Below are 4,702 nucleotides of genomic sequence, written 5' to 3' on the forward strand. Positions count from 1 at the left end.
GCCTCGTTACTACTGCTCCACTTTACTGTCTTATCACCAGTTGCATTTGATGGTGTTATTGTAGCTGTTAATGTCTCGCTCTCACCTTCTGTCAATGTTGTTGCACTCTTATTAAGGCTTACTTTTTCAACATCCACAGTTGTTGTTTCATTGTCTGTAAATGCCTTAATAATAAAGTTACCACCATATGATTTATTACTAAAATCATTCCAACCATTATAAGGACTATTTATAAAGCTCTGATTAGCCTTGACTGATGCTGTACACCAATATCCTGCCTTACCAGACTGCATACTGCGTTCATATGCTAAATATGCTGTCTTACCTGAATTACTATTAACTTCTACAACAACTGAGAACTTTTTCCCTTCATTAATATTCACAGAACTGTCAAGCACAACTGTATACATTCCGTCATATGTTGTAACACCGCTTTTCTGTGCCGCAAGCGTTCCACTTTCTGGATTAGTATCATCTGACAGATTAGTATATACACTAACTGTATAATTAAGATTAGTAGAACTTCCTGTCATAAATGAAACAGCCTTAATATTCTCGCTTCCACCCAGATTGGCTTTGGCTTCAAATATATTAGAATATTTATTAGAACCTGTGTATCCCATATATCCATAAAGCATCGCACCATCATACTGATAATTATTATTATAATTATCTGAAAGCTCTGCCTCAAGTGTATACCCTACTGAATATATAGATTTATCATAGTAAGATAAGTAAAAATATCCATCTTTACCATATTCACTGCCCCAGCTATTTCTTACTATCCACGCACCATTACCTTCCGGTTTAGTTGCAAAATTATCTGATGAATAATCATCATCCCAGCCTACAATATTCACCGCATGATTGGTTATGTGGCCTTCTGGACAATAATATGCTGCTGTTAAACTATTATAATACTGCGTACTCCAATCACTACTCTGATCTGACCAGTACGATATGGATACAGCACCATAATCCATAACTGCTTTCTTAACATCTTCCTTACTTGTCGTGTTCACTCTGTAAAAATTCTGGACGTGTGCAACATCCTTTCCATATGCAAGTGAATCATCCAATTGATTATTTTCAACCTGTCTTACATACTCTGTTGTATAAGGAACAACATCCTCGTTAACAGCACCTTCCCAATCAAGAAGTGAATTAGCTGCCATCTCTACATTACCACCATATTGCATAACTGAACCATATGATGTATCAAACTTGTTAATATCACCTTCAAGTCCACCCAATGGGTCATTAACGCAATTATATGTATAATTTACAAGATGTAATTCCGATAAATCTATATCATTAGATACAAGATTTTTCTTTATAAGATTAGTTTCTATCAATGATATCGTAGAAAAAGCCCAACATACGCCATAACTCCCCTGATCTCTTACATCAGGAAGATTTGCAGTTTTATATGTGCTTGGATATGCAGCTGCCTTTGTAATCTCTGTTCCATCTATATAAGAATAATTATCATTAAGGACATCTGGTATTATCTGATATTCTTCATCTAATTCCCTATAACCTGTTGCGTGATAATTCTCATTAATATATGCTGTTTCATTCTGATAATTCAGATACGCATCTTTGCTGTCATTATCAGCAGCAAATGTTAATGCTGATGATGTGACAATCATATTAACCGCAAGAATACCCGCTAATATTTTACTTACATATTTCTTGTTCATATTGTACCTCTTTTCTTTTATACTCTGTATGCCCGTCCATTTACTATGTTATATCTTACACCATTGTATACATATGAGCCATTATTATCTGTTGTTAATGCTATGTCATAAGAATCATCGGCTGAATAGTGTATATTCTGCCATTCCACTTATCAACCCTTACATAATTAGCATAATAACGTGTTGACACAGCTAACTCCTGTACTCCACTGCCCGACACCTGTTGTGCCGGTATAATGCTTACTGTCCCAAATATAAGCATAATGCTTAACACTGTTGAAACAATTCTTTTAATATTGCTATCAGCCATATAATTCCTCCGTTTCTATTTTTTAATTTTCATATACTTGTCTTATGTAACAATATTAATTTTTACCTAATTTTATCAAACCAATATCTTTATATAAAATTCTTATGCTATTATTCACGTCTACAAGTAAGTCTAATTTTATATATATTATATTATATATGAGATTATAAGTAAACAAAAAATGGTCTATGTTCTGACTTTTAATAACCAGCATTTTCACTAAATATTCAGTAAAAATGCTGATTATTAAAAATAAGTTAACATAAACCAGTTTATAATCTATTTTTTCAAAATTGTCCAATGTATATTATTATTTATTGCATAATTATGAGCATAACTATTCTCAATTACCCTCATACAAAGCTATGTATCCATAAACACGATCCAACATATTTTTATAGTATATGTATTTTTTTGTAAGTACATTATAAATCAGGATACTATTCTTTTTATGAATGGTATTTTCTTTAATAACAATGTAATTATATATCCACATATAAAAATAATGATACAGTAAATAAATGCATACAACATTCGTGGTATTGGTATTATATCTTGAAACAACTTACTAATATATCTTGTTATAGCTGTATGATCCTTAATATATATGTGTGTAAGATAAATTCCAAAGGTACATCCCCCCAATGAAATAATCTGTTTACTAATTTTAGAAAGGAGCTGCGATTTATCATTTAAATACTGACATGTAACAAATACCGTTATACAGTTAATCAATACAAACGTATCGTGAAATGCCTGAGAACTCTCTTCATTACATACCCCCATAACTGATGCCCTATAATATGTCAAATAACATGACATAAAAATAGTACATATATTAATACCCCAGAGAATTAAAATTCTTTTTTTGTTCCAAAATTCCTTCACTCTATAACTAAGAAAATAACCCATTAATGGAAATATTACTATATTAGATGTTATCCATCCTAAATCAATATTATTATTTAATGTGTATCTTCCCCGCCATAAAATATACTGTAAGCTTGGAATAATCATTTTAAAAGTGATATATAAAATAGTCATATATATATAATCTTTATTGCTAAGACTCTGTGCAATCTTCTGTAATAAAGGCAGACATATTAATAATGCAATATATACATATAAATACCAGAATGAAAAATTCCAGTTATAAACATAAAGCTGTCTGAAAAATCGCACAATATTAAAAGCTTCAACCCCTTCTTTTACTAAAACCATATAATAAAAAAATGACCATATTATCAAAATACAACATATGTGTAACACCCTGTGTTTCCATAAATATCTAAGCGATTCCTCTTTACGGTTTAACATAAGTGCCCCTGTTATCATAAAAAAAAGTGGAACTGATATTTTACAAAATACCGAAATAAACAGATATATCCAATATTGAATACTTCGTGGCTCATAAGATGCAAACAAAAAATATCCCATAGTACCTGTATGATTAAAAATCACAAAAAATACAGCTATAATCCTTATAAGTTCTATATCCAATCTTTTATTATCCATGTTGTATTTCCTTTCCAGGTAGTAACCCTATAAAATGGGATTTTATATCAAAATCCAGCATATACATACTAAATGCTATGCTGGATTAAATCAATTAATTTATTTTATCTTGTTCCATATGCAATATTAACGTCACAGCCGCCTGCTATTCCAGGAACTCCTGCTGTACTTGAGTACTGCCACATTCTGTAATTATATTTTTCTTTATCAGGAACAGCATCACCTTCCTGCCATACTCTACCTGTTTCATCATAATCATTCCAATACCAGGCAAGCCATATATCATAACTTGAAGATAATTTTTCTGTATCAACATAATTAAGATAATCATATTTGTTGATATATATCATAGGGTCATATCCCCTATTTTTTACTGTATCACAAAATGCTACACTCATTGCTGTACGTAATTCACTATTACTGCGCAAATCCTGAGTTCTATAACCGCTTGTTGTTTCCCAATCAAATACAACTGGATATGAGATATTATAACCAGCAATTAAATCACAAATATAATTAGCTTCTTCAATAGCTTCATCTACAGACATTGCCTGAGAGAAGAAATATACTCCTACCTGTAAACCATTGGAAAGTGCACCTTTTATATTCTCTTCATAATACTTATCTATATAAAGACTTCCATCATCACCTATAGATCTTCCAGCAACTTTTACCATTGCGAATTTGTAACCTGCATTTGCTACTTCCGCCCAGTTAAGTACGCCTTCTCCATTGTCATTATTATGGTGTGATACATCTACCCCTTTAATTATACCAGATATACCTTCTTTAGATACAACCCAGCCTGATTTTACTGTATATATGCAATCTGACTGATTAATTGTTCCAGAATAATCAAAATCGACTTTTCCATCCTTTATGTAAAATTCACCATTCTCATTGGAAGCAATACCTGTAAACTTAAAATTAACAATACCTGACTCTATTTTCCACCAGCCATTAGCATTCTCTCTAATACCTGTATAATCATATCTTACTTTGCCGTTCTCTACATATACCCAGACATCTCCATCCTGAATAACATTTGTATAACCAAAATCCACGCCACCATTTGATACATACATTCTTCCGTTATCACTATCAGCTAAACCAGTATAATCAAAATTAACTTTACCGCCTTCTATCTTCCACCAGCCATATTCATTCTCGGCTA

At 31.8% G+C, this 4,702-nt stretch carries 4 protein-coding genes; all 4 read right to left on the reverse strand.

Annotated elements, in window-relative coordinates:
* Positions 1 to 1,703, reverse strand: a 1,703-nt coding sequence (locus tag BM157_RS12695; protein WP_318256004.1) for a C1 family peptidase, incomplete at its 3' end; no start/stop codon positions are given.
* 100 nt (positions 1,704 to 1,803) lie between these two features.
* Complete coding sequence (locus BM157_RS12700) at positions 1,804 to 2,013, reverse strand: hypothetical protein (RefSeq protein WP_090141450.1); 210 nt, start codon at positions 2,011 to 2,013, stop codon at positions 1,804 to 1,806.
* Positions 2,014 to 2,445: 432 nt separating this feature from the next.
* Complete coding sequence (locus BM157_RS12705) at positions 2,446 to 3,528, reverse strand: acyltransferase (RefSeq protein ID WP_055174173.1); 1,083 nt, start codon at positions 3,526 to 3,528, stop codon at positions 2,446 to 2,448.
* 104 nt (positions 3,529 to 3,632) lie between these two features.
* A partial coding sequence (locus BM157_RS12710; RefSeq protein WP_318256005.1) for a glycoside hydrolase family 25 protein occupies positions 3,633 to 4,702 on the reverse strand: 1,070 nt, incomplete at its 5' end.

It is taken from the genome of [Lactobacillus] rogosae (assembly GCA_900112995.1).
Lineage (GTDB): Bacteria > Bacillota > Clostridia > Lachnospirales > Lachnospiraceae > Lachnospira > Lachnospira rogosae.

Excerpts from the sequence above, each read along its gene's own strand:
- BM157_RS12705 (WP_055174173.1), bottom strand. The coding sequence starts at position 3,528 with ATGGATAATAAAAGATTGGATATAGAACTTATAAGGATTATAGCTGTA.
- BM157_RS12700 (WP_090141450.1), bottom strand. The coding sequence starts at position 2,013 with ATGGCTGATAGCAATATTAAAAGAATTGTTTCAACAGTGTTAAGCATT.